At 52.9% G+C, this 25,913-nt stretch carries 31 protein-coding genes, 1 tRNA gene and 1 pseudogene; 15 read left to right on the plus strand and 18 right to left on the minus strand.

The window, feature by feature from the left end; translation table 11 throughout:
- Positions 1-36: 36 nt before the first annotated feature.
- From ACNKIB_RS14150 to ACNKIB_RS14175, 6 genes are all read right to left on the minus strand, one after another.
- Positions 37-1,212 (minus strand): NADH-quinone oxidoreductase subunit D, encoded by a 1,176-nt coding sequence (locus ACNKIB_RS14150; protein ID WP_417911218.1) that lies wholly within the window; start codon positions 1,210-1,212, stop codon positions 37-39.
- Between the two features lie 65 nt (positions 1,213-1,277).
- The gene (gene arfB, locus ACNKIB_RS14155) at positions 1,278-1,694 is read right to left on the minus strand and encodes an alternative ribosome rescue aminoacyl-tRNA hydrolase ArfB (protein WP_417911219.1); all 417 of its coding nucleotides are present in this window, start codon (positions 1,692-1,694) and stop codon (positions 1,278-1,280) included.
- A 13-nt stretch (positions 1,695-1,707) separates the two neighbouring features.
- The gene (locus ACNKIB_RS14160) at positions 1,708-1,893 is read right to left on the minus strand and encodes a toxin-antitoxin system TumE family protein (RefSeq protein ID WP_417911220.1); all 186 of its coding nucleotides are present in this window, start codon (positions 1,891-1,893) and stop codon (positions 1,708-1,710) included.
- Between the two features lie 183 nt (positions 1,894-2,076).
- Positions 2,077-2,370: a hypothetical protein gene (locus ACNKIB_RS14165; protein ID WP_417911221.1), complete on the minus strand. Its 294-nt coding sequence runs from the start codon at positions 2,368-2,370 to the stop codon at positions 2,077-2,079.
- Between the two features lie 11 nt (positions 2,371-2,381).
- Positions 2,382-3,635, minus strand: a complete 1,254-nt coding sequence (gene nuoB, locus ACNKIB_RS14170) for an NADH-quinone oxidoreductase subunit NuoB (protein ID WP_417911222.1) — start codon at positions 3,633-3,635, stop codon at positions 2,382-2,384.
- Positions 3,626-4,009 (minus strand): NADH-quinone oxidoreductase subunit A, encoded by a 384-nt coding sequence (locus ACNKIB_RS14175; RefSeq protein WP_417911223.1) that lies wholly within the window; start codon positions 4,007-4,009, stop codon positions 3,626-3,628. The genes nuoB and ACNKIB_RS14175 overlap by 10 nt, the downstream gene beginning before the upstream one ends.
- 303 nt (positions 4,010-4,312) lie before the next feature.
- Here ACNKIB_RS14175 and ACNKIB_RS14180 point away from each other — a divergent pair, with 303 nt between their 5' ends.
- Genes ACNKIB_RS14180 through ACNKIB_RS14195 form a run of 4 tightly spaced genes read left to right on the plus strand, consistent with a single transcriptional unit; the run spans position 4,313 to position 7,430 of the window.
- Positions 4,313-5,719, plus strand: coding sequence for a M48 family metalloprotease (locus tag ACNKIB_RS14180; protein ID WP_417911224.1), 1,407 nt, complete (start codon positions 4,313-4,315; stop codon positions 5,717-5,719).
- A gap of 29 nt (positions 5,720-5,748) precedes the next feature.
- Positions 5,749-6,159 (plus strand): nickel-responsive transcriptional regulator NikR, encoded by a 411-nt coding sequence (gene nikR / locus ACNKIB_RS14185; protein WP_417911225.1) that lies wholly within the window; start codon positions 5,749-5,751, stop codon positions 6,157-6,159.
- An 18-nt stretch (positions 6,160-6,177) separates the two neighbouring features.
- On the plus strand, positions 6,178-6,615 hold the full coding sequence (locus ACNKIB_RS14190) for a PPC domain-containing DNA-binding protein (protein ID WP_417911226.1): 438 nt from the start codon (positions 6,178-6,180) through the stop codon (positions 6,613-6,615).
- A 50-nt stretch (positions 6,616-6,665) separates the two neighbouring features.
- Positions 6,666-7,430, plus strand: coding sequence for a hypothetical protein (locus tag ACNKIB_RS14195; protein ID WP_417911227.1), 765 nt, complete (start codon positions 6,666-6,668; stop codon positions 7,428-7,430).
- A gap of 60 nt (positions 7,431-7,490) precedes the next feature.
- Here ACNKIB_RS14195 and ACNKIB_RS14200 read toward each other — a convergent pair whose 3' ends face one another.
- On the minus strand, positions 7,491-7,907 hold the full coding sequence (locus ACNKIB_RS14200; RefSeq protein WP_417911228.1) for a secondary thiamine-phosphate synthase enzyme YjbQ: 417 nt from the start codon (positions 7,905-7,907) through the stop codon (positions 7,491-7,493).
- A 27-nt stretch (positions 7,908-7,934) separates the two neighbouring features.
- Between ACNKIB_RS14200 and ACNKIB_RS14205 the strand changes: the two genes are divergently transcribed.
- Complete coding sequence (locus ACNKIB_RS14205; protein WP_417911229.1) at positions 7,935-8,114, plus strand: hypothetical protein; 180 nt, start codon at positions 7,935-7,937, stop codon at positions 8,112-8,114.
- On the opposite strand, the gene ACNKIB_RS14210 is transcribed toward ACNKIB_RS14205, so the two are convergent.
- Complete coding sequence (locus ACNKIB_RS14210; RefSeq protein WP_417911230.1) at positions 8,109-8,243, minus strand: hypothetical protein; 135 nt, start codon at positions 8,241-8,243, stop codon at positions 8,109-8,111. The two genes, ACNKIB_RS14205 and ACNKIB_RS14210, sit on opposite strands and share 6 nt — an antisense overlap.
- A gap of 15 nt (positions 8,244-8,258) precedes the next feature.
- On the opposite strand from ACNKIB_RS14210, the gene ACNKIB_RS14215 reads away from it, so the two are divergent.
- Positions 8,259-8,987, plus strand: coding sequence for a DUF1722 domain-containing protein (locus tag ACNKIB_RS14215; RefSeq protein WP_417911231.1), 729 nt, complete (start codon positions 8,259-8,261; stop codon positions 8,985-8,987).
- Here the strand turns inward: ACNKIB_RS14215 and ACNKIB_RS14220 are convergent.
- The 5 genes and pseudogenes from ACNKIB_RS14220 to ACNKIB_RS14240 form a co-directional block, all read right to left on the minus strand.
- Positions 8,984-9,472, minus strand: coding sequence for a toxin-antitoxin system TumE family protein (locus tag ACNKIB_RS14220; RefSeq protein WP_417911232.1), 489 nt, complete (start codon positions 9,470-9,472; stop codon positions 8,984-8,986). The two genes, ACNKIB_RS14215 and ACNKIB_RS14220, sit on opposite strands and share 4 nt — an antisense overlap.
- Before the next feature lies 1 nt (position 9,473).
- Positions 9,474-9,749: a hypothetical protein gene (locus ACNKIB_RS14225; RefSeq protein WP_417911233.1), complete on the minus strand. Its 276-nt coding sequence runs from the start codon at positions 9,747-9,749 to the stop codon at positions 9,474-9,476.
- Between the two features lie 31 nt (positions 9,750-9,780).
- Positions 9,781-11,451: a DNA repair protein RecN gene (recN, locus tag ACNKIB_RS14230; protein ID WP_417911234.1), complete on the minus strand. Its 1,671-nt coding sequence runs from the start codon at positions 11,449-11,451 to the stop codon at positions 9,781-9,783.
- 12 nt (positions 11,452-11,463) lie between these two features.
- Positions 11,464-11,649: pseudogene (locus ACNKIB_RS14235) on the minus strand (SelT/SelW/SelH family protein); the annotation flags it as partial.
- Positions 11,650-11,810: 161 nt separating this feature from the next.
- Positions 11,811-11,981 carry a type II toxin-antitoxin system HicB family antitoxin gene (locus ACNKIB_RS14240; RefSeq protein ID WP_417911235.1) on the minus strand — a complete coding sequence of 57 codons (171 nt, stop codon included), beginning with the start codon at positions 11,979-11,981 and terminating at the stop codon, positions 11,811-11,813.
- Between the two features lie 370 nt (positions 11,982-12,351).
- On the opposite strand from ACNKIB_RS14240, the gene ACNKIB_RS14245 reads away from it, so the two are divergent.
- From ACNKIB_RS14245 to ACNKIB_RS14260, 4 genes are read left to right on the plus strand one after another with little or no spacing between them, the layout of a single operon-like run.
- Positions 12,352-14,373 carry a COR domain-containing protein gene (locus ACNKIB_RS14245; protein ID WP_417911236.1) on the plus strand — a complete coding sequence of 674 codons (2,022 nt, stop codon included), beginning with the start codon at positions 12,352-12,354 and terminating at the stop codon, positions 14,371-14,373.
- Between the two features lie 2 nt (positions 14,374-14,375).
- Positions 14,376-14,642 (plus strand): hypothetical protein, encoded by a 267-nt coding sequence (locus tag ACNKIB_RS14250; RefSeq protein WP_417911237.1) that lies wholly within the window; start codon positions 14,376-14,378, stop codon positions 14,640-14,642.
- Between the two features lie 48 nt (positions 14,643-14,690).
- Positions 14,691-16,778 carry a glycine--tRNA ligase subunit beta gene (gene glyS / locus ACNKIB_RS14255; RefSeq protein WP_417911238.1) on the plus strand — a complete coding sequence of 696 codons (2,088 nt, stop codon included), beginning with the start codon at positions 14,691-14,693 and terminating at the stop codon, positions 16,776-16,778.
- 14 nt (positions 16,779-16,792) lie between these two features.
- Positions 16,793-17,158: a hypothetical protein gene (locus ACNKIB_RS14260; RefSeq protein WP_417911239.1), complete on the plus strand. Its 366-nt coding sequence runs from the start codon at positions 16,793-16,795 to the stop codon at positions 17,156-17,158.
- On the opposite strand, the gene ACNKIB_RS14265 is transcribed toward ACNKIB_RS14260, so the two are convergent.
- The 4 genes from ACNKIB_RS14265 to ACNKIB_RS14280 form a co-directional block, all read right to left on the minus strand.
- On the minus strand, positions 17,155-17,646 hold the full coding sequence (locus ACNKIB_RS14265) for a DUF3368 domain-containing protein (protein ID WP_417911240.1): 492 nt from the start codon (positions 17,644-17,646) through the stop codon (positions 17,155-17,157). The two genes, ACNKIB_RS14260 and ACNKIB_RS14265, sit on opposite strands and share 4 nt — an antisense overlap.
- Positions 17,643-17,948 carry a UPF0175 family protein gene (locus ACNKIB_RS14270; RefSeq protein ID WP_417911241.1) on the minus strand — a complete coding sequence of 102 codons (306 nt, stop codon included), beginning with the start codon at positions 17,946-17,948 and terminating at the stop codon, positions 17,643-17,645. The genes ACNKIB_RS14265 and ACNKIB_RS14270 overlap by 4 nt, the downstream gene beginning before the upstream one ends.
- Before the next feature lie 165 nt (positions 17,949-18,113).
- Complete coding sequence (locus tag ACNKIB_RS14275; RefSeq protein ID WP_417911242.1) at positions 18,114-19,475, minus strand: HD domain-containing phosphohydrolase; 1,362 nt, start codon at positions 19,473-19,475, stop codon at positions 18,114-18,116.
- Positions 19,476-19,676: 201 nt separating this feature from the next.
- Complete coding sequence (locus ACNKIB_RS14280; RefSeq protein ID WP_417911243.1) at positions 19,677-19,994, minus strand: cupin domain-containing protein; 318 nt, start codon at positions 19,992-19,994, stop codon at positions 19,677-19,679.
- Positions 19,995-20,222: 228 nt separating this feature from the next.
- Between ACNKIB_RS14280 and ACNKIB_RS14285 the strand changes: the two genes are divergently transcribed.
- From ACNKIB_RS14285 to ACNKIB_RS14300, 4 genes are all read left to right on the plus strand, one after another.
- Positions 20,223-21,926 (plus strand): prephenate dehydratase domain-containing protein, encoded by a 1,704-nt coding sequence (locus ACNKIB_RS14285; protein WP_417911244.1) that lies wholly within the window; start codon positions 20,223-20,225, stop codon positions 21,924-21,926.
- 209 nt (positions 21,927-22,135) lie between these two features.
- Entirely contained in the window at positions 22,136-22,795 is a 660-nt protein-coding gene (locus ACNKIB_RS14290) for a zinc ribbon domain-containing protein (RefSeq protein ID WP_417911245.1), read from the plus strand.
- A gap of 53 nt (positions 22,796-22,848) precedes the next feature.
- Positions 22,849-22,925 (plus strand) — tRNA-His (locus ACNKIB_RS14295).
- Between the two features lie 215 nt (positions 22,926-23,140).
- Complete coding sequence (locus ACNKIB_RS14300; protein ID WP_417911246.1) at positions 23,141-24,133, plus strand: zinc-binding dehydrogenase; 993 nt, start codon at positions 23,141-23,143, stop codon at positions 24,131-24,133.
- Between the two features lie 106 nt (positions 24,134-24,239).
- Here the strand turns inward: ACNKIB_RS14300 and ACNKIB_RS14305 are convergent, their stop codons facing one another.
- Entirely contained in the window at positions 24,240-25,559 is a 1,320-nt protein-coding gene (locus ACNKIB_RS14305; RefSeq protein WP_417911247.1) for an FG-GAP repeat protein, read from the minus strand.
- Between the two features lie 177 nt (positions 25,560-25,736).
- Here ACNKIB_RS14305 and ACNKIB_RS14310 point away from each other — a divergent pair, with 177 nt between their 5' ends.
- Positions 25,737-25,868 carry a hypothetical protein gene (locus ACNKIB_RS14310; protein ID WP_417911248.1) on the plus strand — a complete coding sequence of 44 codons (132 nt, stop codon included), beginning with the start codon at positions 25,737-25,739 and terminating at the stop codon, positions 25,866-25,868.
- The last annotated feature ends 45 nt before the right edge of the window (positions 25,869-25,913 follow it).

The following is a 25,913-nucleotide window of genomic DNA, read 5'->3' on the forward strand; positions in this document are numbered from 1 at the left end:
GCGGAAGAAGGCATCATGGCGTGTCACCTGTGTTTTCTAACGGTCAATGTCCGGGATGACCAAATCGAGCGTGGACATGATGGTGATCAGGTCGGCCACCTTGTGTCCGGCGGCGAGTTCGTTCAGCACGCTGAGATTGGAGAAGTTGGGCGAGCGGTATTTGAGCCGGTAGGGCTTGGTGCCGCCGTCAGAGACGATGTACACGCCGAGCAGGCCGCGTGGAGTCTCTACTTGGCTGTAATAGCTGCCCTTCGGCAATTTGTAGTTCTGTTGCGGCTGACTGCGGTGCGGGCCGCCGGGGAAGCGGGCCGCAGCCTGCTCCAATATCCGCAGCGACTGCTCCATCTCCTCCATCCGCACTTGACAGCGGTCGTAGCTGTCGCCGACGCTGCCGAGCGGCACATCAAAATCAAACTGATCGTAAATCGAATACGGATCGTGCTTGCGGACATCATAATTGATGCCAGAACCGCGCAGAACCGCACCGGTGCTGCCGTAGGACAGGGCTTTTTCCGGTGAGAGGATGCCTATATTCTTTGTCCGCTCCAAGAAGATGATGTTCTTGTTGAGCAAATTGCTGTACTCGTCCAGCACCTTGGGCATAATGTCCAGCAGATGCTTGACTCTGGGAATGAAGGTGTCCGGGATATCAACGGAAGAGCCGCCGGGCCGGAAATAGTTCACGGTCAGACGTGCGCCGCAGAGTTCCTCAAAGAGATCATTGATCAGCTCGCGCTCGCGGAAACCATAAAAGAAGGTGGTGAAGGCACCCATGTCCATGCCGAGCACGCCCCACCAGAGCAGATGCGACTGAAGCCGTTGCAGCTCGCAGATCATCAGCCGGATATATTCGCCGCGCTCCGGCACGCCGATGCCCAAGGCTTGCTCCACCGCCATGCAAAGGCAGAGGTTGTTGGAGAAGGCGGAGAGATAGTCGAGGCGGTCGGAAAGATGGATGTTTTGGACGTAGGTCTGATTTTCCGCCATCTTCTCAATGCTGCGGTGGATGTAGCCGAGATGCGGCACCACTTCCACAACTGTTTCGCCATTGAGCCGCACCACCACGCGCAGCACGCCGTGGGTGCTGGGATGCTGCGGCCCGATGTTGACGAAGAACTCCTCGGCCTCTTCGTCCTCTGGCGGCGGCAGCCTGAAGCCTTCCGGCAGCGTGTTTCCGTCAAGACTGTATTCGCTCAATGATTCCGTGATCATTTCCTTCCCGTTCTTTTCCGTTTCCGCCGCTGTCAACATATCGCCGCCGCATTGCGGAACATTGCTTAATTGTCCAGCACTTTGCCTCGCAGCAGCTTAATTCTGCTCTGCCGCACCTTGCTTTCCAAGCGTCTTTTTTCCGATGCCTGCGTCGCCTTCGTCGGTTTCCTTACCTTCTGCACAGTCAATGCCTTCTTGATCAAGTCCCGCAGCCGCTCCAGCGCGTCCAGACGGTTCTGCTCTTGCGTGCGGTATTGCTGCGCCTTGATGATGATCACGCCGTCTTTGCTTATCCGCGTATCATTGAGAAGCTGCAAACGCTGCTTGCAAATCTCCGGCAGCGATGAAGCGTTGATATCAAAACGAAGATGAATCGCCGAAGCCACCTTGTTCACATTTTGCCCGCCAGCTCCCTGGGCCCGGATGGCCAGCAGCTCAATCTCGTGATTGGGGATGGAAATGTTGCGGGAGATGTGGAGCATTTTATTTATTGTTTCAATAGCTGTCTATCAGGAAGCCAGCTATTTCATTCAGCACACTTGAAAGGACAGGAATGGAAGACGCAATCGTCTCTTCCGGCGTATGTTTATGATTTTGAAAACCAAGCGCAGGCTTATGGGCAGCGTTGTCGTACCGAAAACGCAACACGCTCTGCATGTCTTGATAATGAAACGAATACATTTTTTCACAGCGCGACGGAGATCAAGGTATTCTTTGAAAAAGAGCGTTGAGCCGTCAGAAAAACTTAAAATTCCCTTCAGCAGGCCAATATGTTCTGTCCGCATGTCTGCGGTCAATTCAGAATGAAACAGCAAACCGCTCTGGCTGAATTCAGCGATCACCTTTTGCTGCTCAGCGACATACTCACTGAACAGCATATTCGATATTTTGCAGCAGATGCAACTCTTCCAGCACGGACTGACGCAGATGCAGCTCTCCCATCCAGCTTGCATAGTCATCATCACCGCCTGCCAAATCTTCCGCTGAATAGTCGTTCAAAAATTGTTCTGAAGAAACATTGTATTTCTTCTCAAATTTCTGAATTTCTTGTTCTGTTTTCTGCAAGCCCAGTTCAATCCGCTTCATCGTGGCAGCAATGGCAGATTGAATTAGGGGAAGGGCGTTCTGCTGGTCTGACGCAATGTGCAGCCTCACCATTTGTCTGCTCCTCAATACGGCCTTTTCACCACCCGCGTCGGATCATCATAATCCTTGCGGAGCGGATAGCCGGGGAAATCGTTCTCCAAGAAAATTCGCCGCATGTCTTGATTATTGCGGAAGCGGACACCGAAGAAATCATAAACCTCGCGCTCATGCCATTCCGCGCCGAGATAGAGATCAGAGATGCTCTCCATTTCCGCATTGCCGGTTTCAGGCTGCTTTGCCGCTTTGCTGCGGAAGAAGAGTTTGTGACCGTCGCGGCAGGAAAGCAGCTGCACCACGATGTCAAACGACTCTTTCCAATCCACACAGGTGAGCTGAATGAGCATGTCCAAGCCAAGGCTCTGCTCATTTTTCAGATATTCGGCAAAAGCGCGGTACTGCTCAGGCGGCACAACCAGATCAAGAATGTAATCTGAGCCAAGCTCGGCGACCTGCTTGGGAATAATGCCCGGATGACCGTAAACCTCAACAGCAGGGAATTTTTCTTGAATCATTTGCAGCAGCGTCCAGTTGCTGATGCCCTGCGTCGCTGGTTTCCGGCGTGGAACAACAGGGAATTCTTCTTTTTTCACGCGGACCGGCTTGGATGCCGGGCTGGCCGCGTTTTCACGCTTGAACTGCTCGCGGGCTTCGCGCAATTCCTCATCACGCTGCTTCTCCCGTGCGGCCCATTCCGCCTGCGCCTTGCTGAAGATGTCCTCGAAAGGAACTTTCAGCGTTTCACGCACCTTCCAAGGATTGCGGCGGCCTTCTTTCTTGATTTTTTCTTGCAGCTGCAATATGCCTTGGATCAGGGCTTCGGGGCGGGGCGGGCAGCCGGGAATATACACATCCACCGGCACCAGCCGGTCGCCGCCTTTGACCACCGCGTAGGAATCATAATAAAACGGCCCGCCGGAGATGGCGCAGGATCCCATGGCGATGATGTACTTCGGCGCAGGCATCTGCTCGTAAAGCGTGACGAGATTCTTCGCCATCTTCTCATTGATCGTGCCGGCGAGAATGATCATGTCCGCCTGGCGGACGCTGGCGCGCATGACTTCATAGCCGAAGCGGGCCAAGTCATGCCGGGCGGCGATGGTGGACATCATCTCAATCGCGCAGCAGGATGTGGCATAAACCAAGGGCCAGACTGAATTTGCCCGCCCCCACGCCACCAGCAGCTCAACTGCGTCAACCAGCTTGATGCCGCCGGGCGCCCGCTCAATCAGCTCGCCCGCCTGGCGGACCAGCACTGAGGCTCCGCTGTTCACTCCCATACCAGAACCCCCTTGCGCCATGCGTAGATCAGGCCGGAGAAAAGAACAAAGATGAAGACCGACAGCTCAAGGAAAAGCAGGTTCGCCGTGACTCCGGCGGCCTGTCCTGCGGCGACGGCCCGGAAGATGATCATGCAGGGGAAGAGGAACAGCGTCTCGATGTCGAAAATCAGGAAGAGCAGGGCGAAGATGTAGTAAGCGACCTTGAAGCGGATGCGCGCCCCGCCGATGGGTGTTTCGGAGCATTCATAGGCCTGACGCTTGAGAAAGCTGTCCGGCGAGCGGTAGGCGAGCAGTCTGGCCAGCAGCATTGCGCCGCCTGCGAACACTGCGCCGAGAAAGGCCACGAAACCGATCAGGATGTAGCTGTCCATGAAACCGTGATCTCTGAAAAGATTTTTGATGCGGCAGTCTGGTCTGCTCCCTCAGTGAAGAGCAAAATCAGCAGGCTGTCAAGAGGAAAGAGCGGCGCGCTCAGTCTCGCTGTTCAGCAAGAGAAGGGAAAGATGCCTTTTATACCACTTCCGCCGCCGCATGTCAAAGAAATAGATGCTGTCTATAAACATAATTGATCGGAAACAATTCGCGCAGACTGCCTGCTTGACGGGCGCCCTGCCAACAGGGTAGTATGTGGGAAACAGTCTTAGCCCTCGAAAAAGCGGAACAAGCGCACAACGATGACGACGATCCTGCCTAAGCTCCTTCAGCGCGGCGCGGCACTGCTGGTGATCATCCAGATGCTGCTGCCGACTCCTGCGCGCGGCTTCAGCATCGGCGAAGAGCGGCTGCTCGGCGAGAAGCTGCTCTACGCGGTGCGCGGCGAATTTGAGCTGATCGACGCTCCTGACATCTCTGAGTATGTCAACGGGCTGGGGCGGCAGGTGCTGGCCGCCGCCGGGCCGCAGTATTTCGACTACCATTTTTTCGTGGTCAAGAATGATCAGTTCAACGCTTTCGCCGCGCCCTCCGGCCTGATCTTCCTCAACAGCGGGCTGATCAAAACCATGAAGAGCGAGGATCAGCTCGTCAGCGTCATGGCCCATGAAATCGGCCATGTGGTCAGCCGCCATATTTCCTCGCGGATGGCCAAACAGACTAAGGTGACGGCCCTCAGCCTTCTCTTCGGCCTTGCCAGTTTGGCCGCAGGCGACCCGGCGCTGACTTCCGGCCTCTTCACCGGCGCGCTGGCCGCCGGAGGGGCCGCCAGCTTGAGCTTCTCCCGCCAAGACGAGGAGCAGGCCGACCGGCTGGCCTTTGACTGGCTGCGGGACATGGGCCGCGATCCCGCCGCGATGGAGGAGATGCTCAAAACCATGCGGCGGATCACCCGCTACAGCTCCGAGCAGCTGCCGCCCTACCTCCTCACGCATCCCAACCCTGAAGACCGGCTCCATTACGTGCAGTCGCTGCTGGAGCATGAGCCGCCGCAGAAGGCCGCGACCGACCGTTTTCCCTTTCTCCGCTTCAAGCACCGGGTGCTCAGTCAGGCTCTGGAGCCGGAGCAGATGCGCACCTGGTGCGCGGGAACCATCGCCTCCGGCAGGGATGCCGAGGAGGCCGGCATGGCCCGCTACGGGCTGGCCTTGCTCAGGGCGCGGGAAATGGACTTCAGCGGCGCGGTCAGGCTGATGCAGGAGGCGCGGCAGGATTTTTCAGGCCGGGAGATTCTCGATGTTGATCTGGCCGCGATCCTGCTGGACGCGGGCCGGACCGCCGAGGCCCTGCCGCTGCTGCGGCGGGCGCGGCAGCGCGACCGGGCTGACAGCCACGCCGCCTTTCATTTAGCCAGAGCCTTGGAGAAAAGCGGCGATCTGGACGGCGCGGAACGGCTGCATCTGGAGACGGCCAAGGCGCTGCCGGATTATCCGCAGATCTATTATGAGCTGGGCCGCCTGAAATCGCGGCAGGCCCAGCCTGCGGCCAGCAATTTCTATTTAGCCAAGCATTACCTCTACAAAGGCCGCGTCCGCCACGCTAAACAGTATCTGCAGCGGGCCGAGAAGGATCAGAGCCTTTCCGCCGCCTTGCGCGAGGAAGCCCGCATCATTCTTGAACGGCTGAAACAATTGGAAGAAGCCTCCTGACCATCCCACAATCTCACCGCCAGGCCACCATGCTGAAACGATTCTCCGTCTCCCTTGAAGAAGAGCTGCTGGAGCAGTTTGACGACTACATCAACCGGCACGGCTACTCCAACCGCTCCGAGGCCGTGCGCGACCTGATCCGTGCCAAGCTGGTCAGCGAGGAGTGGGAGCAGGACAGCGAGGTGGTCGGCGTGGTCACGCTGGTCTACGACCACCATCAGGCCAAGCTCCAGGAGCGGATCACTGAGGCGCAGCACGACTACTACCAGCTCATCACCTCCTCCACCCATGTGCACATGGATCATCACAACTGCCTCGAAGTGACCATCGTCAAAGGCCAAGCCTCGAAAGTGCGGGAGCTGGCGGAGCGGATGATCGCCCTGCGGGGGGTGAAGAGCGGCAATCTGACCATGACCAGCACGGGCGGCGATTTGCACTGAAACGACACAGAGGAACAAATGGACTACAGGATAGGGGCTGTTGGCAGAGTTATAGCTCTTCGTTTTGATCACGGAGAGGATTTTTTGGCAGGACTGCGCGAGATTGTGTTGAAAGAAAAAATTGCCAGCGGCTGGTTTCAGATCATCGGCGCACTTGATCACGCTCGGGTGGTAACTGGCCCGAAAGAACCAGTGGTACCACCGGATCCGATCTGGCAGACAGTGGATACTGTCTGCGAGGTAGTCGGCACTGGCTCGGTGCATTTAGACAACGGCGAGCCGAAAATCCATCTGCACGCCGCCTTAGGCGAGCATGGCGAAACCCTCACTGTTTGCGTGCGCCGAGACAGCCGGGTTTATCTGACTTTAGAGGTATTGTTGTTCGAGCTGCTTGATCTTAAGGCCTCAAGACCGTGGGACGAGCAAGGCGGATTCAGTAAGTTGATTTTTTCATAAGAGGGGCAGCGAGAGGCGTTTATAAAAATCTTTGCGTAAAGGAGAGCAACATGTTGTTAAATCGTCACAAAGGATATACCGAAGCAGCACTGGATGGGTTGACTCTTAACGCAGATATCCAGAAAGAAATTACAACTGGTTGCATAGCAAATGATCTCTGCGAGCTGACTGACATCATCGATCCTTTTATAGGGACTCATGAGTTCAGTCAAAGGGTTCGCAGCTACGCTGCTCCAGAGGCTCGTATGGCACCTCGGTCACACAGCATTATTGCTGTGTACGAAACCCATTTTGGTGATCTGGCATCTATGCATGCAATGGCCAAAGGTAAAGGTGAGTCAGTAGAAGTAACAAAGATAGAAATAGAACATTGGTTTATGTTTTTAAACCAAGTTGCCTTAGGCAGGAGAATCGTAGCTCCTGGTAAGGAGATTGGTGATGATACTTCCCCGATCAGCCACTTTTTTGGCAAAGACAGCAAGATTGAGTATGATCAGATATTCGCCAGCGAGAATCTCTTCAAGATAAAGAACAGGGCTGTCGGCATGATGTGCCATTTAATCCAGGATCTTTTCACGATCAGCCACTGTCAGCGTGACAGTAGCAAGAAGATAAAGAAATTTTATCACTATCCTTCTCAGAATTCCACGAAACACAAGGAAGCAGACGATACCATTCATATCTCAGACCAGGAACTGATCGCGCATTGCAGAGAGTGCATCGAAAGAATCAGTCAGAAAAGGCCTTATAACTATCTGGCTATCCTTGAGTTGACCGAGCATCCGCAGAAATCTGACGACGGCCCCTTCGCTTAACTGCTGCCTTGCCAACCGATGCTGTTCACTGACTGACTACCGCGTGCAGCATCGGTTCTTTCACTCCCCAATAATCTTGACCAGCACCCGTTTTTTCCGCCGTCCGTCAAATTCGCCGTAGAAGATCTGCTCCCAAGGGCCGAAGTGGAGCTTGCCTGCCGTGATCGCCACCACCACCTCTCGGCCCATGACCTGCCGCTTCAAGTGGGCATCCGCGTTATCTTCGTAGCCATTGTGCCGATACTGATTGGTGGGCGCGTGCGGGGCCAGTTTTTCCAGCCAGACCTCGTAATCCTGATGCAGGCCGGATTCATCATCGTTGATAAACACGGAGGCGGTGATGTGCATGGCATTAACCAAGCACAGCCCTTCCTGAATGCCGGATTCGGCCAGGCAGCGTTCCACTTCTGGGGTAATATTGAGAAAATCCCGCCGCGTTTTAATCTCAAACCAGAGTTCTTTGTGATAACTTTTCATTGTTGCTTGCTTTTCTGATGAGAATGATTGATTACTAGCTCAAAAATATTCCTTTCCGGCTCGATTGTAAAGGAGTTTGGCTCGGCCAAAGAGGAGTTCTGCCGACTTGCAAAGGAGTTGTACTCGGCAAGAAAGGAGTCTGGCCGAGCAACAAAGGAGTTCGGCCAAGCCAAAGAGGAGTCTTGCCGAGTTGGAAAGGAGTTATAGTCGGCCAAACTCCTTTGCGGCTAAACAAGAAAGGAGTTTGGCCAAGCAGAACTCCTCTGCTGCCGAGTACAACTCCTTTCTTGCCGAGCCAAACTCCTTTGAAAACGAGCCAGACTCCAGAACAATCAACCAAAGTAGCTCCGTATGAGGATTTGGGACATTAGCCCGGGCTATCTCAACCGGCAAAGTCTGCTGGGCGAGCATCGGGAGCTGCATGGCATCGTCTCCATTCTTGCGCACAACAAGAAGGGCTATTCTCGGCACCCGGAAACCCGGCGTTGGCTGGATTGCGGCCAAGCTCTGGCCGTGCGGCACCGCCAGCTCGCCGCTGAGATGGCCTTGCGCGGCTATCGGGAGCAATCACCAGTGCTTATTTTGCCGGGCAGCAAGCAATGGCCTGCGGTTTATCTCGATGAACCAGCCGCGCAATTCGCGCTCCTTCAGGCCAAATATGTTGCGCGCGAGCCTGGACGGATTCCTTTGCCCCGCAATATCCAGCAGCTCTGGAGTCAGCACAAGTATTCGGTACTGGCGCGGGATGTGCAGCTCTACAAAAAGATTGGCCAGGAGACTGCCAACGGCAAAACCGAGTTTACGCAGCTGGCCAAGCAGCTTGCCGAGCTACTGCGAGTGCCGCCAACCGCTGGTGGGCTGAAGAATGCCCTTCAGCATATCTGGGGCCATGTTGCTGACTTGCCACCAAAGCCAGAAGACAACCCAGCAAACTGGTCATGGCACCAATTGCTGCAAGAAACCCAGCTCCGGGCCATGCTGCATAAAGAACCATACCTGATCGCCTCTACCGCCTTGGGTGAATTGGGGGTGTGGTTGGAGGATGAGCAGCAGGAAGTGCAACATTGCGATGTCTGTTAGGTGTTGTTCCTCTCAAGAAAATGAATAACCTCAGTAACCAGGAAGGTTAAATTTTCAGCAATGAAGGTCAACTCAGGGGCCACGATGCGGTTATGCTTAATATTGGGATGAACATGCTTGTGATGCGGATGCGTTGAGGCTAACGATCTGTCATTCGGATGAGGAAACGAGTCATACCACCACAGCTTTTCTTTCTTCTCGTATGAAGGTCGACAATATTCCTCCGCAGGCGGAACAGCTTCGGCTGGAGAGGAAATTTTGGAAACCTCATATCCATAGCCTTCGATCACTTGCAATTCAAAATTGAGAAATTCCTGTACACAGAGAATCACATTCCCTGAGAAAGCAACCATCCCCTTAACCTTGCCCGCCTTGATCCCTAACGGCACATATACCAACGAGGAATATCGCACAGCAGAGTATTGTTCAGGAAGCTGATGGATGAACAAGGCGTAATCATCCGGTGATGCCAGGGGATTCCTCATGTTAAGCAGCGGCCAGGGCTGATCTGATCTGAATGGCAACAGGCTGCCGCTTGATGAGCTGCCGATAGCTCTCATTCAGGCTCATCCAGGTTTTATACAAGGCGAGCCATTCGATGAAGTCCATCCTGTATTCATCAAAAGCATCAAATTCATCCAGCTCGCCAGAGGTTATGGCCTGGTAAAATTCCGCTGATTTGATGCCAAAATGCTTTTCATGACGCATCAGCTCACTCTCTAGCCGGTTCATATCGCCAATCAGTTCTTTCAGCTTCATCATTTCTCCTGGATAGAACAAACAGCTTTTGCGGTTATTGCTCCTTGGCCCCTGCCAACATCTCCCTTGCCAGGGCCACGGTCTGCTCTGAAGGCTTGTCACCGCCGAGCATTCGGGCCAACTCAGCAATACGTTCCGGCAAAGACAGGCTGCGAATGGCGGTGCGGGTGCGGCTATCTTCGACTGCTTTCTCGACAAAGAAGTGGGCATCGCCATAGGCGGCAATTTGCGGTAGATGGGTGATGCAGAACACCTGATGATGCCCGGCCAGCTCGTCAATTTTGCGGGCCACAGCACTGGCTGCCTCGCCGCCAATGCCTGCATCAATCTCATCGAGAATGACGGTCTCCACCTTATCCTGGCGGGCAAAGAGGCATTTCATGGCCAGCATCAAGCGGGACAGCTCGCCGCCTGACACCACCTCGGTGAGCGGCTTGAGTGGCTCGCCTGGATTGGCGGAAAAGAGGAATTCCACCTTATCCCAGCCTGTGGCTGACAAAACAGTCTCGTCAACCTGCACCGACACCTCAAACAGGGTCTGCTTGAAACTGAGCGAGACCAATTCCTTCTGCATTGCCTGCGACAACTTTGCCCCAGTCTGCGTTCGTTCTGTGGACAACTCCGCTGCCCGCTGCCGCAGTTCCTTCTCAACGCTGGCTAGCTCCTTTTCCACGTCAGCAATGGCCTGCTCCAGATGATCAAGGGCATTCAGCTCCTTGGCGATCTTGTCGGCAAAGGCCAGCACCTCCTCAAGAGTCGCGCCGTATTTGCGCTGAAGCTGGCGAAGTAGGGCCAAACGGGCGGCAATCTCGTCCATGCGGCCCTGATCTTTGGGCATGGCTTCTAAATACGCCTCTAAACAGCCTTCCAGGTCTTCAATTTCAAAACTGGCCGAGCTGATTCGCTCTGTCAGCTCTTTGAGCTGCGGATCAAGTGCCGCAGCCTGTTCCATATTCTTTCTGATCACGGTCAGCTGCTCGCGCATCTTCTCCTGGAGCAGATAATGGCTCTTGCCAACCAGTTCTACCAAGACAGTAGATGACTTGAGCAGATCGCGCTCCTTAATCAGCTGCTCGTCTTCGCCTGGTTGAGGCCCGGCTTGGCGGATTTCCTTGAGCTGAAACTTGAGAAAATCGCGCTGCTGCTCCTTGCCTTGCTCCTGTTCGCGCATTTGCCGCAAGCGATGCAGGAGCTTCTGCCGCTGGGCAAAGATTTGGCTGTACTGCTCCCGTTTGGCCAGCAGTTCAGCGTAGCCATCCAGGAAATCAATGTGGCTACTACTGCGGAGCAACTGCTGCTGATCGTGCTGACCGGCGATGTTCACCAGATTTTCCCCCAGCGCAGCGGTCAAACGGGCCGTGGCAAGACGGTCATTGACAAAGAAACGGCTTCGGCCTTTGTCCGTGACAATCCGGCGGAGGATGCACTCATCGCCGCTGTCCAAGCCGTGCTCACGGAGCAGGTTGGCGATTTCTGGCTGTCTGCTGATGTCGAACGAAGCCTCAATTGTAGCCTGTGTACAGCCGCTGCGCACCAATGAGGCTGAGGCCCGGCCACCAGTCAGCAGATGCACGGCCTGGAGAATGATAGATTTACCCGCACCAGTTTCGCCGGTAAAGACGATCAGACCAGCAGGAGCAAGGGAAAAGTCCAACTCCAGGGTGCTGATCAGAGCCAGATCGTTGATGCGCAGTTCCAGCAGCATGGCTGCCTTGATTCAGGTTAAGGTTTTCAGCAGGGAAACGATTTCGCCGGGTTGTGGGAAGCGGCCTACTTCCTTTTTGGAAAAAATTTGCTGGTCATCAACATAGACGCGGAAGGTGCCACCGGAACCTTGGAGCAGTTCAATGTCTAGTTGCGGGCCAAATTCCTGGCGTAGTTCCTCCTCCAGACTGGAGGCTTTGGGCTGATAGTTTCAGGCTGTGCAGTATTCGATGGTGAGTCTCATGGCTTGTCTCCTCAAGAGATTAGTGGGCAATGCTACCTATAGCCCTGCTATCTTACCTTGCTTTTGCTAGAAATTCAATTTGCATGAAAGCAAGGGAAGCTCGCTGCCAAGGACTGTTACTCGGCCAAACTCCTACCAATATCACCGGCTTCCAAGAGGGTCTCACGGAGCGAGGCAAGCAAGCTCTCACGGGTATACTCTTGGCAGTTGATGCCGGGAATCTCTTCAATCCAGCCTATCCACCAGCCGCCGTCCTGTTTAGTTACCGCTGTGTATGTATTGGGCATATTGTCACCTTGTGAAATATCTATTTTATCATTCTGCCGTATTAGGCACGCAGCAGCGTATCAGCAGCTTTATCGTAGAAGGCAGGTAGAGCTTTGTCAAGCAGCCCGCACCACTTTCCCGTTGACATTCCCTTGCTGCTATGTTTTGAACATAGAGGTGCTTGCAGATCATCGCTCGATCATCGAGGAGATGATAGCGTTATCATCGCAGAGATCTAAGCACTATCATCTATACGATGATAGCGTTATCATCGGATGGATCATAGCACTATCATCTACACGATCATAGCTCGATGATCTACAAGTTCATCGCTCGATAAAAACAGAGCGGACACAGGTTGCGGAAAACACACCCACGGAGGAACAGGCGATGAACAACGAAGAGGTATCGCGGCTGATTAAAGAGGCTGTAGAGACAGGGGAAACAGAGCTTGCTCTATGGAACCAAGGCTTAACCGAGCTGCCGCCAGAACTCTTTTGGCTTACGAAGCTAAATTGGCTTGACCTTGGCGGCAACCAGCTTATCGAGCTGCCACCAGAGATCGTTCAGCTCACAAATCTTACCGGGCTTAATCTTAGCAACAACCAGCTTGCCACGTTCCCTCCAGAACTCTTTCAGCTTACGAAGCTAAATTGGCTTGCCCTCAGCGGCAACCAGCTTACCAGCCTGCTGCCGGAATTCGTTAATCTGCCTAAGTTAAAAGTACTTTTGCTTCACGGAAACCCCCTTGTCTCTCCTCCTTTAGAGATTGCCAACCGAGGCATCGAAGCCATACGCAGCTACTTCGCCAGCCTTGAAGGAGAGAGCCGCCTGCTGGCAGAGGTCAAGGTCATCCTTGTGGGTGAGGGCGCAGCAGGCAAGACCTCGCTCACTCGCTGCCTGCGGGATGAGCGGTTCAATCCGAAAGAGGAAACCACGCACGGCATACGGATCAGGAAATGGCAGATCAACAGTACAGCACGGCCCATCCGCTGCAACCTTTGGGACTTTGGCGGACAGGAAATCATGCACGCCACCCACCAGTTTTTCCTCTCCCGCCGCAGCCTGTACGTGCTCGTCCTCGATGGCAGGCAGGACAATAAGGCGGAATACTGGCTGCGTTATATCGAAACCTTCGGCGGAGACTCGCCGGTGCTGGTGGTGCTCAATAAGTATGATGCCAATCCCAGCTTTGACGTTGACCGCATTGCCCTGCACCGCAAATTCCCGTTCATCAAAGGGTTCTGGCGCACTTCCTGCAACACTGGGCAGGGTATAGATGAATTCCGCCAAGCATTGCACGAGGAGTTAGGCAACGTGCAATTCATCGAAACCCGCTGGGCCAATGCATGGTTCAATGTGAAAGAAAGGCTGGAGCAGATGAAGCAGCCATGCATCAGCTACGAAGAGTTTGAGGAAATCTGCAAGCAAGCCGAGGTGAGTGAAAAGATCAGCCGGGATGTGCTGCTGGCGTTCTTGCACGATCTGGGCATCGTCATTCACTTCACCGAGTTTGCGCTGGAAGAGAATCACGTCCTTGATCCCTCGTGGGTAACAGAGGCGGTGTATAAGATCATCAACGCCAAATCAATCGCTGAGGCTAAGGGACTGCTCAGGCTGCACGATCTGTCTGAGCTGCTGGCTTTCAAAGAAGGCGACGGCTTCCGCTACGAACGCAGGCATAACCGCTACTTTGTTGACCTGATGAAGAAGTTCGAGCTGTGCTATGAGCTGCCTGACGAGCAGATCTTCATACCGCAACTTCTGCCTGTGCCAGAGCCGTCCTTCACCTTTGACTACGAGAATGCGCTCCGCTTTGTCCTGCACTACGAAGACTTTTTGCCGCCTGCGGTCATGCCGCGTTTCATCGTCAAGCGGCATCAGGAAATACACGACAATCTGCAATGGCGCAGCGGCGTTGTTCTAAAGAATGCACAGCTCGATGCAAGCGCAGCAGTGCGGGCGGACAACGAGACCCGGCGCATTCATATCGCCGTGACTGGCACGGAGCGCAAAGTCTTCCTCGCTCTGATCTGGCTCACTCTGCGAGAAATCAATGCGGACTTTAAAGGACTGAAGGTGAGCGAGCGGGTGCCGATGCCAAATGACCCCAAGCGCAGCGTGCCGTATAAGACTCTGATCACCTACAGAGAAAAGGGATTGTCAAGCTATATCCCGGAAGATTCTGAAGAGGTGTACAGCGTAGAGGAATTGCTCGAGGCCGTACATCCTGACAGTGCAAGCGATGAGCAGAAAATGCTGGCTTTGGCAGAGGAAGAAACGAAGGACAGAACGATGAATCAAGCAGGCGCAGCCCTGAACACCATCTTTAAATTGGAGCCTTCGCTATTTGGCATGGGAATCAACCTCAATGCAGTGTTCGATTATCTGCTGAAAAGGGAGAGGAAATAAAGATGACAACTGCATTCCCTTATCCTGCTAAAGAAAACGGCTATCTTGCCGAACATGTCAACCTGCTGCGGACATGCCTCCACACCCTGACCGGACGTGAGCTGCTGGAACAGGGGCTACCCTTGCTTAACGGCCAAGGCAGCAAGAAGGGTGTTTATGAGATCGAACTCAGCCGGGAAGGGCTGGGCAAGGCTGCACCCCTACTTCCACCTGCGCCGAACTCCTACAAACTTAATTTGCGTTGGCATCCTCTTTTCCGTACATTATAGTGCAAGAGCAGCTCACCCTATTTTTTCCTATTTTGACTCATTCCCACAATGGCACAGCAATTACTTTTTGAAATCGGCACAGAGGAAATTCCGGCCAGCTACATTCGGCCCGCGCTGGCTTTTCTCGAACAGACCGCTCAGGATAAATTCAAGGAACTCGGCCTGGCTTTTGGCAAGGTGCGCAGCGCAGGAACCCCACGCCGCCTGACTATCGCCGTTGATGGCCTCCAAGAGCAGCAGCAAACCCGACGGCAAGAGCATGTTGGCCCAGCCAAACAGGCTGCCTATGATGCCAACGGCCAGCCAACCAAGGCGGCCTTGGGTTTTGCCCGGTCCAGAGGCCTTGCGGTTGAAGATCTACAGGTCATTGCCACAGCCAAAGGCGAATATCTGATGGCTGTTGAGGAGATCAAAGGCCGCGCCACCGCTGAATTGCTGCCGAGTTTGCTGGAAAGCCTGCTTCGCGCCATTCCCTTCCCCAAATCCATGCGTTGGGCCAACAGTAAACTGGCTTTTGCCCGGCCTATACAGTGGTTGCTGGCCCTTTACGACGGGAAGATCGTGGATGTAGCGGTGGAAGACCTGCGGGCAGGCGATACAACCCTCGGTCATCGCTTCCTCAACCCGGCTCCAGTGCAAGTGCAGGGCTTTGCGGATTATCTGGAGCGACTGGCGGCCCAATCAGTGTTTGCTGATCTGGAACAACGGCGAGCAATGGTCGTGGCAGAGGTGAAAAAAGCGGTGCGCGAGCAGGCTGGAACAGAAGCTGTGCCGCTGATCGACGAGGGCTTGCTGGATATCGTCACTAATTTGGTGGAAAAACCGCATGGGGTCTGCGGCACGTTTGAGGAGAAATTCCTCGCTCTGCCTGCCGAGGTGCTGATCACCTCTATGCGCGAGCATCAGAAATATTTCCCAGTGGCTGATCAGAACGGCAAGCTGCTGCCATACTTTGTCGCGGTCAATAACACCGAAATTCAAGACCGAGAACTGGCTGTCAGCGGCCATCAGCGGGTGTTGCGCGCCCGATTAGAGGATGCGCTGTTCTTCTTCAACGAAGATAAAAAGAAGCCTCTCGCCCGCCGCATGGATGGCCTGGCTGGAATCATCTTCCAGCACAAGCTGGGCACGATGGCCGAGAAAAGCAGCCGCATTGCGGTGCTGACTGCCTATCTTGCTGATCAGCTGGCCCCGGCCTTGAAAGCCGATGCCCTGCGGGCAGCAGAGTTGGCCAAGGCTGATCTGCTCACCGCGATGGTTGGCGAATTTCCCACCTTGCAAGGCATCATTGGCCGAGCCTATGCTCTCTTAGATGGCGAAAAAGCAGAGGTAGCTGAGGCTATTCGCGAGCATTATTTGCCGGTGCGCGCGGGTGGCGAGCTGCCGCAGTCGCTGATTGGCGCGCTTGTCGGCCTTGCTGACCGGATAGACACCATTATCGGCTGCTTTGCCATTGGTGAGCGGCCCACTGGCAGCAAAGATGCCTTTGGTCAACGCCGTTTGGCCCTAGGTCTGATCAATATTATCCGCAGTCAAAACCTGCGCCTCTCGCTACCAGAGCTAGCGAGCAAGGCATTAGCCGGATACGCAGGCAAAATAGAGGCGAAAAAGGATACCTTAAGCGAAGCAATGGCCTTTATCCGCCTGCGTTTTGAGAATGACTTGCTGGCTGCGGGCAAAACACAGGCTGCAATCGAGGCAGCAACGTCGGTGCGCTTTGATGATCTCAATGATTGCCTGGCGCGAATTGAAGCCCTGGAAGTTATGCGCAATAGCGCGGACTTTGCGGTCTTAGCTGGCTCCTTTAAACGGATTGCCAACATCATTAAAGACCATCAGGAAACTGTAGTAGATAAAACTTTGCTGGTGGAAGAGGCAGAGGCAGAATTTGTTGTCATTTGGAATTCAATAGCGCAACAAGTTTTGCTGCTGTTGGCCCAGCGTGATTACGCCGCCGTCCTTAATGCTCTGCTGGCGATGAAAGAGCCGATTGATCGCTTCTTTGAGCAGGTGATGGTAATGGATGAGAACCTGGTTATCCGCCAAAATAGGTTAAATCTACTCACTGGGATGGCGGCACTCATTCGTCAGGTGGGAGATATCTCCAAGATGGATGTAGAACAAGTGGAGTGTTGAGAGGATTCACCCGTGTGAATGGAGCTTTTGTTCCTTCAAAAGCTCCTGGCGAACATCCAAAATCTCCTAACAAACGAGTAAATGCAGATTTTGTTCGTTCAAAAGCTCCTGATAAACATCTGAATGGAGGTTTCGGACGTGCAAAAGCTCTTCGTGAACATCCAAAACCTCCTACGCAACGAGTGAACACAGCTTTTGTTCCTTCAAAAGCTCTTGGTAAACATCTAAATGGAAGTTTCGGATGTGCAAATTCTCTTCGTGAACATCCAGAACCTCCTGAGAAAGGAGTGAAAGCTGGTTTCACTCCTTTGTTGCCGAGTACAACTCCTCTTCAAGTCAGCAGAACTCCTTGCTGGCCAAGTGCAACATATCCTGCTTAAGGCTTCAATAGATGCTGACAAAGTTTCTCACTAATTCGGAAACCTGCGCTACGTAAGATGTCCACAGCCTCTTGTTTTTTAACTGGAATACCTGCCAGCGCAGCCATCTTCATTACGCCGAGCACCCCGACAGTTTTGACATCGAGAAGTGCAGCTACATTTCGGGCAATCTTTTCGTCAACCAGAGCATAGTCGCATGGAATCTCTTTAGCCAGAACAAGAACTTCAGCCTCTCCTCGACTGATACAGGTGAGTAGAGCATCAACGGCAAGAGTATCCTGTACTGTGCGCCGGACAAGCCAGCCAGCCTGAAGTGCTTTTTCTGTTTCCTCTGCTCCTGGCCGACCTTTTCCCTTTACCGTCACATCCTGATAGACGCTATCAGGAATAAAAATGCTGCGAAAAATATCGGGCAACCGACCAAAGAGACCAATATGCGTCAGCCCGATAATACTGCTGCTGTCCGCAATAACGCGAAAGGCGGTCATTGCTCGACAGTTTGCTGATAGGCAAGCACTGCCTCGTCATCCCATGCGCATTCCTGTTCGGTGCAATCATAGGCAGCAATGCCATGCTCATGTAGAACGGCAAGAAACTGACCGTAACTCATGTTCGCTACTTCAGCTGCTTTGCCGAACGAAATGGCATTCTCCCGGAACAGCAGAAGAGCCAGAGCTATTTTGAGCTTCCGCTGGATCATCTCAGGCTGACTAAATATCTTCATGGCAAACAGAACATCACGGGGAAGCTCAAGTTCTATCTGTACTGTTGCTTGTGCTGTAGAATACATGTCCATCTCCTTTGGTTAGGCAAGAGCAAAGTTGCGCTGATTGCGTGGCTACGACCTTATCATCGCCAGCAGCATGTTGAACAATGTAACCGCGTGCAGGGCGTTCGGATGAACCGCCGTTTCTTCTCTTTCCGCTGACAAATGCTATTGCTCTTCGTCAGTAACCTATCGCATCTTTTCTTTCATCATTTCTATAAACACGCTGATCAAACAAGGATCCCATTGCCCTAAATCGCGTTCAGCAGTAATGATTGTAAGTGCTTTCTCCTCACTCATACCCTTGCGATAAACTCGATCACCCGTCATTGCATCCCAAGTATCTGCGATAGATACTATCCTTGCCAGCACTGGGATATCTTCTCCTTTCAATCCGTCAGGATAACCCTTGCCATTCCATTGTTCATGGTGCCAAGCAGCAATTTCCCGGTGTTGTGCATAATGCCGCAACGGTCGCATAATCTCTGCGGTTTTTTTGGGATGACTGCGCATGATTGCAAACTCTTCATCGGTGAGTTTCCCGGGTTTATTCAGGATATGATCAGGGATTGCTATCTTCCCTATATCGTGCATAAGCGCACCTTCACTTAAAACAGCCCAATCTTTTTCCGCAAGACCTATATACTTGCCAAGTTCAACCGATATTTTAGCTACTCGATCAGAATGCCTGGCGGTATAAGGGTCTTTTGCTTCTAGTGCTTTTGATAAGGATTGCAAAACTTGAAAGTATGCCATCTCTTGTTTTTCTAAAAGCTCCTCTATACTGATCGCCATAGTGTTGATAGATTGCCCAAGATGAAAAACTTCGTCGCTGCCATGCAGATGAATGCGATTCCCAAGTTTTCCATCAGTTATATTCTTTGCTATTCTGTTGATTTCCTGTATAGGTGTCAAGATATTCTTCTTGAGAAGAAACCAAAAAAGCAGCGTAAATAAAATACTACTTACCAGTATGAGCTTATAAATATTCTTTTCGTATTTATTAACAAGAAACGACACCCTTTCCATGGTGTTTTTGAGGTTAATTTCAATCTCTATCGCAAAAACAATCTGGTTATATTTATACGCAGGAATAACAATGTCGGTAATAGCAATTAACTCTTTCGGCGAATTTTTATCGCTGATATTTTTCTTGTATTCGATTTCTTTGCTTATTAGCCTCTCCCCTGTCAGGAAGACAGGGAGCATATACGGCTTTATTTCCTTCTTCTTTTGTTTTTCCTTTAGAGAGTCTGCTAAGATTCCACCGTTTTTATTAAAAATATAAAGTCGATATATCGAAAAATTGCTCTCGGTAAACTTCTCGACAGCTTTGTCTATCTTTTCTTGCAAGAAAACATGCGACTCGCTGCTTTCCGATGCAGTGATTTCTCTTTCCAATCCATCAAGAAAGACTTGGGCTTGCTTTCTGCTTTCATCTAACAAGACCGTTTTGATCATGTCTTCGATAAAGAAATATAATAAGACAGATTGGGTGCTAAAGGAAATAAGTATGAGCAAGAACACTTTTTTCGCTAGAGTTAATTGCATTTTTTCGCTCTTTAAAATTGCAAACAGGCACTGGCGGCACCTAAGCTATCTGACTTCCCGCCACTGCCTGCGGTGTCCTTGCGACAACATGCGCAACCCACCTGGCTCCTCCTGGGTAAAATCAACGGCTTGGCGCAGGCCCTGCTGAACGCTTTCAAACAGCGAAAAATGCCTGAATGCTCCAGCAGGATCAGTCCATGGCTACGATCTTATCATGGTTAGCAGCATCTTGAACGGTGTAACCGCGTGCAGGGCGTGCGGCACCTGCGCAGGCATGATGATCATTTCGCCTTGCTGGAGATGAAAGGGCTGGCCGCCCACAGTGATATCAGCCTCACCGTCGAGAATCTGCACCATCGCGTCAAACGGGGCTGTATGCTCGCTCAGGCCCTGATCTTTATCAAAGGCAAACAGGGTGACGGTGCCGGTCAGCTTGTTGAGCAGGGTTTTACTCACCACCGCCCCTTCCTGATACGCTGCCATCTCGTTTAATGGCAGGACTTTTGCTTCTGTTGGCATTTTTTTCTCCTGGGGAAAGATGCTGCAAAGATCAGGCTGCCGCCAGCAACCTACAAAGCCGTCTGTGCGACGGGAGGAAAGGCCCTTGTGCAACTGTGCCAGTACCCCTTTCTCTTTACTGCGCTGGCCAGAGATGTCAACGGAAAGTTTTACCTTGTGAAAGGAAAGGCAAGGATTATAATGGCAGGAAACTTCAACGGATGGCGGTACACCGCCTGACTTTGCGCCATGTCTGACTTTCAGCACCACTTAACCATCGGCCTTCCTGGCCCGCAGCACGCTCATGCTTGGCAGGCTGCTGCCCTCTATAACCCAGCTGCCCTACTCAAGGCCTACCCGCACACCAGCGATCTCCTGGCCGCCTTTGCCGCAGGCGAGATTGATCAGGCTGTTGTCCCGGTTTACAACACCCGCGAAGGCGGCAGTAAGCAGTATTTCCGCCTCTTCAGCCAAATTAGAGAAGGCTGGTGGATTGACAACGTGATGCTGCCGGTCAGCCTCTCCCTTGGTGTGTTTGCCGCAGATGTACAGGTCGAAGAGCTGAAAACCCTGATCGGTAGGCGGGCAGTGTTCCGGCAGTGCGAGGAGTATATCAGCAAGACTTTTCCTGATATTGCCCTGACCAGCGTAGCTGACATCGACGCAGCTATTACCCACATCCGCGCACAGGGTAGGGCGCGCTTTCATGGGGTGATTGACTCTGGCGAGATGCTGGCCGCGCACGATCTCCACATAGCCGAACGGGAACTTGCCCCACATAGCCGCACTCGCTACGCTGTTTTAGGCCGCGCGTTGGCCAAACCAACAGGCTACGATGCCACTGCCCTTGTCACTGGGCCGCTTGATGACCGGGTTGGCCTGCTGGTCGATATCCTTGGCGAGTTTGCCCGACGCGGGATCAATATTCTCGACATGAGTTCAGAGAATGATCCCCAGACGCAGAAGCTCCAGATTTATTTGGAGGCAGAAGGCCATAGTACCGACGAGGCAATGGCCGGTGCTATCGCCCAGATTGAAGAGCGAATTGTCGGCCAGAAGAATATCGTCCGCCTGCTCGGCTGTTTTCCCCGCGTTGATATGCGACCGAGGTACATTCGCGCCATTGGTTTCATTGGTACCGGCGATATGAGCGCGTGGTTTGCCGAACGCTTGGAGAACGAAGGCTATCGCGTCTTCATGACAGGCCGCAGCACGGAACTCAGGCCAGAGGCCATGATTGTTGATGTCGATGTGGTGGTCATTTGCGTGCCTATTTCGGTTACAGCAGAGACTATTGTCCAGTATGGCCCCTTAATCCCGGATGGGCGCGCCCTGATTCTCTTGGCAGGCGAGTCAGAAAGCACGCTTCAGGCTGCCCTTGAAGCCACAGGCAGCGGGGTGGAGGTGATGCTCGTGCATAATTTGTGGGGGCCACAGGCTGCGGCGATGAAGGACAAGAACGCGGTGGTGGTGCGCACCCGACGCAGCGGCAGGTTTTGCAGCGAGTTCGAGGCGTTTCTTTATAAGCACGGGGCTAGTATTCATTACGATTCCGCCACCCGCCATGATTTGCTGATGGGTATTGGCCAGAAGCTACCTACAGCGGTATCTGTGGCCTTAGCCATGACCTTGGCTGATAACCAGATCACTGCCGACGAAATTGCCGGACACTGCACCCTGACTTCTCTCTATCCGATCTTGGCCATGGCGCGGGTGCATTCGCAACATCCGAGAACCTATGCAGAGATTTTGTCGATGAGCGGAGAAAGCAGCAAGATTGTCCGCGATTTTGTCCTGAATCTGGAGCGAGTAACCGCTATGGCCAACAAAGCTGAGATTCAAGACCTGTGCGGCCTGATTGAGCAGAACCGCAGACACTTGACCGACCGTTTCCTGCACAATCGGATGGAACAAGCCAAGGCCGTCGATCAGGTGCTGGGCACGATGATTTGAGACATGTACAAGAAAATCCCGCCGGACAGCTTGCTTATTTTCTTTATGATCCTTATGCTGATCATAACTGTTGTCCGCTTCCTAGGCAGTGCAGGATATTCCTGACTAAGACTATCTGCTCCCCAGTCTGGGGGAGCGCAATGCGCCCTGTCTGCTTGAAAACAGAAATAACCAAGCCAACGCCCTCATCTTTTAAAGGAGCTGTATCCATGCTGGAACGAGTGCTTACCTATCTTGAACAAAAACCTACCTGCCCGCACTGCAAGGTAGAACTCACCCTCTGCCACGCACCGCCCATGCACGTCGGTGATGGCCTGGGCTGGGGTTCAGAATTTCTCTTCATCTGCTTGAATGATGAGTGCCCGCTGTTTGTCAATGGCTGGGATTTCATTGAAAACCAGTACGGTCATGTTGGTTCCTACCGGCACATGGAGATGCCCAACAGCCAGGAAAACTACAGTATGATGGTGGGCAGCAAGTACGCCTTTACTGGCAGTGCAGTTGATATCGAAGACTTGCGGCGGCAGAGCAGTCGCTATCAGGCTGAGAGGGCAGCAGCAGCCCAGCTCTACGGCTGTGTGGCAGCTAAGGACATCAGCCCTGTTATCCACCTGCTGACCGACGACTCGGCAGATATCAGTGTTCGTAGGCAGGCTGCTAACCTTTTGGTCGAGCTGAATGACCTTGCCTGCATCGAGCCACTGCGTAACCACAAGTTCCTTGACCCACATCTGGAACATGCCGTCAACCTGGCGATCAGCCAGATTCTCAACAACCATTATCTGCGGGAATGCCCCTACTGTGCCGAGCTGATCAAGATCCGCGCCCAGCTTTGCAAGCACTGTGGCAAGGAGTTGGCACAAACCTGATCTTTTTCCCCTTGCCAAAAACTCGGCAACAGGGTATAAAGCTGCTCGTTGTGGTGAGCGTAGCTCAGCTGGTGGTAGCACCGGGTTGTGGCCTCGGCGGTCGTGGGTTCAAGTCCCATCGCTCACCCCATTATGACGCTTCAGGCGTTTCAGGTGTTTGGCCTGAAACGCCTTTTTTGTTGCCTTTAGCTACGACTGTAGCCTGTCTGTCAATATTGTCTTGAATTTCCGGCTGCTTTCCGTTAATCTCTTCCCTATTCCTGCTTGCCAGATAGAGTCTGGCCCGGAAAGCAAGGCGCGGCGGTTTGGCTGCGCTGCAATCTTCACTTGTGAGCGGTACACATTATGAAAGCTGCTGTTCTCCATGCTGCGAATGACATCCGCATCGAAGAATATCCTGACCCCTTTGCTGGGCCAGGAGAAGTCGTTATCCGAACCAAAGCTGCTGGAATCTGCTCGCGCAGCATCCGTATGCTGCTTGGCAAGGACTTACCCACATCGCTGCCCCTCATTCCTGGCCAAGAACTGGCTGGTGAAATCAGTACAGTTGGGCCAGGTGTGCGTGGCTTCTTTCCTGAAGAACCAGTGGTAGTTTATTCCACCGGACTGCTTGGCTGTACCCTGAATGGAGCTTATGCTGAGCAGGTACGTATTCCCAAAGAGATTGTTGAAGCAGGTGGTCTGGTCAAGCTGGGTGAGGAGATATCCTTTGAAGATGCTGTGATGGCCGAGCCACTGGCTGCCACCTTTGCTGCTGCCCGCAGTAACCGGATTAAAGAAGGGCAGACCATTCTGATCGTTGGTGGTGGCTCAGTTGGTCTGATGCACCTGAAAACAGCAAAATGGTCAGGCTGCAAAGTTATTGTGGCGGACAAGAATGATGCTCGTCTAGCCTTGGCCGGACAGATGGGTGCAGCGCATCTGATTAACTCTGCCAAGACCAGCCTGCACGACGAAGTGATGCAGCTCACTGGCGGAAAGGGCGCAGATGTGGTCATTATTTCCAGCCTCATACCTGAGCTGGTAGCAGACTGCCTGCGTTTAACTGCCCAAGGCGGGATCTGCAATCTCTTCAGCAGCGCGCCAGAGAGCGAAGCCGGGCTTGACCAAGCTGTGTTGACGGAGCGACAGATCACCCTCACCGGCACCTGCGCCGCCACGTTAGGCGACTTCAAGAAATGCCTGCAGCTGATCAAAGAAGAAGCCATTATCGTCTCTGATATGATCTCACACCGCTTCACCTTGGACGATGTTCTCGATGCGGTAGAGAAATCCAAAAATCAGGAGCTGATTCGCGGGGTCATCACCTACAGCGAAATGTTTTCCCTCTCGTTCTAATCAGTTTCAATTCCCTTGCAGAAAAAAGGCAAGCCAGAACCGGCTTGCCTTAACCAAGACAGCGGCGAGCATCTTGCACCGCTCTAACATACGCCAGGGTTTGGCCTTAATGGGCGGTAGAGCTGTTTGCGTGGTCAAGCAGCGGGTGTCCTGCACGCAGCCAGGCCGTTCTACTCGTAACGACATAGGCTGCACCAGCATCTATCCCTTTCTCGTTATTCCCTATTGCCCCAATTAGGGCAGTAGTACCAGGAGCAGAGAGCGAAGCAGCATAGCCAAACAGGGTACCCAACGTACCGTCGGTGGGATATTCATACGCACCACCAGCAGGGGAGAGGCGACTACGCTGTAGCCAGCGGTGTGGAGTACGGGTTTGCGTAAAGATATAGGCTGCGCCTTTGCCGCTATCATTTCCCCACGCTCCAATCAAGGCGATTTTACCATTAGCTGACAAAGAGACTGGATAACCAAAATTATCTCCCTCTGCTTTATCCAGGGCAGTCAGTTGAGCCTGTTGCTGCCAGCCTCTGCGAGAATGGCGAAAAAGATAAGCTGAACCAGTATAAGCATGACTATAGGCTGCGCCAATCAAAGCGATGCGGCCATCCGCAGAAAGATCAAGCGACACGCCAAACCAATCACCCATTACACCATCAGCCGCAGTGAGTCTGGCTTGTTGTGCCCAAGTACTGCCAGAAGAGCGAAAGACATACGCAGCACCTGTCTCTGCTTCGCCCCATAATGGCGCACCAATTAAGGCAATCTTGCCATTGGCTGACAAAGCTACAGCATCACCAAACTGATCTTCAGCAACACCATCAAGAGCTGTCAGCTTGGTTTGCTGTGTCCAACTGCCATCAGCTGCTCTGGTGAAGATATACGCTGCGCCCTGGCAGCCCGCCTGACCTGACGCACCCAGCAGGGCAAGATTACCCTGTGCTGAGAGGGCAAGTGCCGAACCAAAGCCATCACTTGCACCTCCATCGTTGGCAATGAGTTTAGCTTGCTCTGTCCAAGTACCATCCATAGCCCGAGTGAAAACATAAGCCCAGCCTTGCTGATTAGCTGTACTTGCACTTATGAGGGCGGTCTTACCATTGCCTGAGAGGGCAACTGCATAGCCAAATGCGTCACCTGCACCAAGATCACTTGGCGTGAGTTTCGCCTGCTCTGTCCAACCAGTAGGCGAGTAGGTGAAGATATAGGCTGCTCCCTGGACTGCATTGGCATACCAGGCCCCAATTAAAGCGGTCTTAGCATCTGCTGAGAGCGATACGCTTGAGCCAAAGAAATCACCTGCGACAGCATCTGAGGCAAAGAGCTTCTTGGCAATAAGAGGACTGCTCGCTGCCCATGTTGGCCAACTCGACAGTAGAAGCAGGCAACCTACTAGCAGCCAGGTGATGTATGCGTTTCTTCTTCTCATATATTTTTCCTTCAGAGGAGAGTGTATAAGCAGAACCAAGTCTATGGCGAGTACACAGCTGCTTCTTAAAAGAAACTCTATGCGTGGATAGATGTCAACCAGAACAGCATAGACCAGGAAGAGCAGGGCAAGGGAGGGCGGTTGGCTGCACAACAGTGAAGGGCGAACAGGCTTCTTTTGTTGCGATATTTTTTACATCACCCTGAGATAAGACTCCTTTTTTACTCGCTGACAAAGGAGTTTGGCTTGGCAACAGAGGAGTTCTACCGACTTGCAAAGGAGTTGTATAGCTGTAGCGATATAAAATGATCATATTATATCGTTCTGAAAAAGCTCCTCAACCGAGCATCGATA

This window comes from Candidatus Electronema sp. PJ, assembly GCF_048287395.1.
Lineage (GTDB): Bacteria > Desulfobacterota > Desulfobulbia > Desulfobulbales > Desulfobulbaceae > Electronema.

Coding starts and splice junctions, on each gene's coding strand:
- ACNKIB_RS14150 (WP_417911218.1), bottom strand. CDS start 1,212: ATGATCACGGAATCATTGAGCGAATACAGTCTTGACGGAAACACGCTG.
- arfB (WP_417911219.1), bottom strand. CDS start 1,694: ATGCTCCACATCTCCCGCAACATTTCCATCCCCAATCACGAGATTGAG.
- ACNKIB_RS14160 (WP_417911220.1), bottom strand. CDS start 1,893: ATGTATTCGTTTCATTATCAAGACATGCAGAGCGTGTTGCGTTTTCGG.
- ACNKIB_RS14165 (WP_417911221.1), bottom strand. CDS start 2,370: ATGGTGAGGCTGCACATTGCGTCAGACCAGCAGAACGCCCTTCCCCTA.
- nuoB (WP_417911222.1), bottom strand. CDS start 3,635: ATGGGAGTGAACAGCGGAGCCTCAGTGCTGGTCCGCCAGGCGGGCGAG.
- ACNKIB_RS14175 (WP_417911223.1), bottom strand. CDS start 4,009: ATGGACAGCTACATCCTGATCGGTTTCGTGGCCTTTCTCGGCGCAGTG.
- ACNKIB_RS14180 (WP_417911224.1), top strand. CDS start 4,313: ATGACGACGATCCTGCCTAAGCTCCTTCAGCGCGGCGCGGCACTGCTG.
- nikR (WP_417911225.1), top strand. CDS start 5,749: ATGCTGAAACGATTCTCCGTCTCCCTTGAAGAAGAGCTGCTGGAGCAG.
- ACNKIB_RS14190 (WP_417911226.1), top strand. CDS start 6,178: ATGGACTACAGGATAGGGGCTGTTGGCAGAGTTATAGCTCTTCGTTTT.
- ACNKIB_RS14195 (WP_417911227.1), top strand. CDS start 6,666: ATGTTGTTAAATCGTCACAAAGGATATACCGAAGCAGCACTGGATGGG.
- ACNKIB_RS14200 (WP_417911228.1), bottom strand. CDS start 7,907: ATGAAAAGTTATCACAAAGAACTCTGGTTTGAGATTAAAACGCGGCGG.
- ACNKIB_RS14215 (WP_417911231.1), top strand. CDS start 8,259: ATGAGGATTTGGGACATTAGCCCGGGCTATCTCAACCGGCAAAGTCTG.
- ACNKIB_RS14220 (WP_417911232.1), bottom strand. CDS start 9,472: ATGAGGAATCCCCTGGCATCACCGGATGATTACGCCTTGTTCATCCAT.
- ACNKIB_RS14225 (WP_417911233.1), bottom strand. CDS start 9,749: ATGATGAAGCTGAAAGAACTGATTGGCGATATGAACCGGCTAGAGAGT.
- recN (WP_417911234.1), bottom strand. CDS start 11,451: ATGCTGCTGGAACTGCGCATCAACGATCTGGCTCTGATCAGCACCCTG.
- ACNKIB_RS14240 (WP_417911235.1), bottom strand. CDS start 11,981: ATGCCCAATACATACACAGCGGTAACTAAACAGGACGGCGGCTGGTGG.
- ACNKIB_RS14245 (WP_417911236.1), top strand. CDS start 12,352: ATGAACAACGAAGAGGTATCGCGGCTGATTAAAGAGGCTGTAGAGACA.
- ACNKIB_RS14250 (WP_417911237.1), top strand. CDS start 14,376: ATGACAACTGCATTCCCTTATCCTGCTAAAGAAAACGGCTATCTTGCC.
- glyS (WP_417911238.1), top strand. CDS start 14,691: ATGGCACAGCAATTACTTTTTGAAATCGGCACAGAGGAAATTCCGGCC.
- ACNKIB_RS14265 (WP_417911240.1), bottom strand. CDS start 17,646: ATGACCGCCTTTCGCGTTATTGCGGACAGCAGCAGTATTATCGGGCTG.
- ACNKIB_RS14270 (WP_417911241.1), bottom strand. CDS start 17,948: ATGTATTCTACAGCACAAGCAACAGTACAGATAGAACTTGAGCTTCCC.
- ACNKIB_RS14275 (WP_417911242.1), bottom strand. CDS start 19,475: ATGCAATTAACTCTAGCGAAAAAAGTGTTCTTGCTCATACTTATTTCC.
- ACNKIB_RS14280 (WP_417911243.1), bottom strand. CDS start 19,994: ATGCCAACAGAAGCAAAAGTCCTGCCATTAAACGAGATGGCAGCGTAT.
- ACNKIB_RS14285 (WP_417911244.1), top strand. CDS start 20,223: ATGTCTGACTTTCAGCACCACTTAACCATCGGCCTTCCTGGCCCGCAG.
- ACNKIB_RS14290 (WP_417911245.1), top strand. CDS start 22,136: ATGCTGGAACGAGTGCTTACCTATCTTGAACAAAAACCTACCTGCCCG.
- ACNKIB_RS14300 (WP_417911246.1), top strand. CDS start 23,141: ATGAAAGCTGCTGTTCTCCATGCTGCGAATGACATCCGCATCGAAGAA.
- ACNKIB_RS14305 (WP_417911247.1), bottom strand. CDS start 25,559: ATGAGAAGAAGAAACGCATACATCACCTGGCTGCTAGTAGGTTGCCTG.